This window comes from Microvirga sp. GCM10011540, from assembly GCF_042650665.1.
GTDB lineage: Bacteria > Pseudomonadota > Alphaproteobacteria > Rhizobiales > Beijerinckiaceae > Microvirga > Microvirga lenta.
Genome location: NZ_JBHSBQ010000086.1, coordinates 1 through 2,681, shown reverse-complemented (window position 1 = coordinate 2,681; position 2,681 = coordinate 1). Strand labels below are relative to the sequence as shown.

Sequence of the window (2,681 nt, the reverse complement as noted above, 5' to 3'; positions counted from 1 at the left end):
GGAGCCGGTGAAGATTAAAGCCTCGAAGAAGATCGCCTTCCGCCCTGCCAAGGAACTCAAGGAGGCCATTTGAGCGCCTCGGGTCACCTGGTCGAGATCACCCGGCGAGGATCTTCAGCCCCGTCACATTAGCAAGATGTGATAATGAACTAGCGTGTGGGGTGGCACAGGGAAGACCCACTCCGTACATCTCCGCCACCGTTCTCTTGACGAGGTGATCAGTATCGCGGCTTTGCTCTACCTCCGCTTCCCCTTAGCCTCTGATGGTAGAGGAGATGTTGTCGACCCACGGGATTGAGGTCAGCTCCGAAACGGCTCGCCGTTGGACCGAGAAGTTTGGTCGGGCAAATGCCCATCACCTCCGTCGGTGCAAGCCGAGACCGGGTGATCGGTGGCTCCTCGATGAGGTAGTAATCACCATTGCTGAAGAGGCAATGTCTCTGGCGGGCTGTGAATCAGGATGGCTTCGTCCTTGCGGTTGCTGCGTAAACTGCTGAGGAAGAATGCCGTTGTCCCGCGGGTAATGATCACGGACCAATTTAGATTATACGGCGCTGCCTGCAGGAACATGGGCGGACATCACCTCTGGAGCGGCCATCGCCTGAAACTTGTGCTCGTCCCAGCTGAAATTCTGCCGGAGGACCATTGATGTGGCGATGTCCAGGCGCCACTGCTGACGCTACCTAGTTGCCCTGGGGATCGCTCTGGACCCAAATACCATCGAGGCTTCCATGCCGACAAAAGACACTAAAGTACTGGACGAGCAGATATCCTCGTTATCGCCTTTCCGGCACCGCATCTTCTTAGCTGTCTGGATTGCGAGCCTTGCCTCCAACTTCGGCGGCCTCATCCAGTCGGTCGGGGCGGCCTGGCTGATGACGTCAATCGGCGCACCGGCAGATCTCATCACCCTGGTGCAGGCCTCGAGCACACTCCCGATCATGCTGTTCGCGCTCATGGCCGGCGCCATCGCCGACAACTTCGACCGACGCAAGCTGATGCTCACCTCGCAGCTCTTCCTGCTGGCTGTATCGGTCGCCTTGACCCTGTGCACTTACTTTGGCCTCGTGACACCTTGGCTTCTACTTACCTTCACCTTCTTGGTCGGCTGCGGAGCCGCGTTCAACGGCCCCGCTTGGCAGTCGCTGGTCGGAGAGATGGTGCCCCGCTCTGACCTCCCGTCAGCGATTGCTCTCAACAGCATGGGCTTCAACATCGCGCGCAGCGTCGGCCCGGCTCTGGGTGGCCTCATCGTCGCCGCCGCAGGTGCTTTCGCCGCCTTTGCGACCAACGCGGTCAGCTATCTTGGGCTGATCGCGGTCCTGGCGCGCTGGCAGCCTGTCAGGGCACCCAGGGTTTTGCCGCCTGAAACCCTCGGCTCCGCCATGGCGGCAGGGGTTCGCTACATGGCGATGTCACCCAATCTTGGTGCTGTACTCCTGAGGGGAGCAGTGTTCGGCATCGCAGCTATAGCGATTCAGGCCCTGATGCCGCTCATTGCGCGAGACCTGATCCAGGGAGGGCCGCTCACCTATGGCTTCCTGCTTGGTGCCTTTGGCGCCGGAGCAGTCGGGGGTGCTCTCCTCAGCGCGCGCCTGAGGCAGGCCCTGTCGCTTGAGGCTCTGGTGCGCATTGCCTTCATCAGCTTCGCTGTTTGTGCAACAGTCGCTGGGCTGAGCTCCTTGGCGCTCCTGACGCTGGTGGCGATGGCTCTGGGCGGAGCCAGCTGGGTACTGGCGCTCTCAAGCTTCAATGCTACGGTGCAGCTCTCCTCGCCGCGTTGGGTCGTTGGGCGCGCTCTGGCGCTCTACCAGATGGCAACCTTCGGAGGCATGGCCTTCGGCAGCTGGATCTGGGGCGTAGCGGCCGAACGGTATGGCACGTCGGACGCTCTTCTGATTGCCGCGGGGGTGCTGGTTGCCGGAGCCACGCTTGGCCTGCGGTTTCCTTTACCCGAGTTGAAGACGCTGAACCTTGATCCGCTAAACCGATGGACGGAGCCTGATCTTGCGGTTGACATTCGACCGCGTAGCGGCCCAATCGTGATCACGATCGAGTACGTAATCCGGGAGGCGGATGTGGTGGCCTTCCTTGCCGTGATGGCGGAACGGCGGCGGATCCGACGCCGGGATGGTGCACGTCATTGGACGCTGCTGCGGGACTTAGAGAACCCGGAGGTCTGGATCGAGCGCTACCATATCCCAACATGGCTGGACTACATACGGCACAATCAACGCATCACCCATGCTGACGCCGCTGTGGGAGAGCGCCTCCGGGAACTGCATCAGGGGCCTAGCCGACCGCGTGTGCGGCGCATGATCGAACGGCAAACAAGCGGCCCGACGACCGAGATGGGGCTGCGTGTTCATGATCTGGCCGACCCGCTGACAGATCCGAACCGTTCGTCCTAGGATCATATCACCGCAACTTTAGTCTCATCTAGTATAGCGCTACCAGAGCCAGTTGGGGAAGCAGGACACGCCTGGATGCAGCTCTGCAGGAGCGGCGCTCTTGTCCGGCATAGCGAAAGACAGCGGGCGTCTTGGAGACATCATGATCTTCCCTCGATTAAGTGGACACCGGTTAGCTCGCTGTCCGCTCTGCTTGCTCGGGCGTGAGATACCCGAGCGCCGAGTGAATGCGCTGCCGATTGTAGTAGCCCTCGATGTAGACGAACAGAT

3 protein-coding genes are annotated in these 2,681 nt (G+C 60.8%); 2 read left to right on the top strand and 1 reads right to left on the bottom strand.

The window, feature by feature from the left end:
* Positions 1–7 precede the first annotated feature (7 nt).
* Together ACFOYU_RS15405 and ACFOYU_RS15400 are read left to right on the top strand one after the other, a co-directional pair.
* The gene (locus ACFOYU_RS15405; RefSeq protein ID WP_377034268.1) at positions 8–73 is read left to right on the top strand and encodes a hypothetical protein; all 66 of its coding nucleotides are present in this window, start codon (positions 8–10) and stop codon (positions 71–73) included.
* A gap of 658 nt (positions 74–731) precedes the next feature.
* Positions 732–2,411, top strand: coding sequence for an MFS transporter (locus tag ACFOYU_RS15400; RefSeq protein ID WP_377034267.1), 1,680 nt, complete (start codon positions 732–734; stop codon positions 2,409–2,411).
* Between the two features lie 172 nt (positions 2,412–2,583).
* On the opposite strand, the gene ACFOYU_RS15395 is transcribed toward ACFOYU_RS15400, so the two are convergent.
* A partial coding sequence (locus ACFOYU_RS15395; RefSeq protein WP_377032696.1) for an IS3 family transposase occupies positions 2,584–2,681 on the bottom strand: 98 nt, incomplete at its 5' end.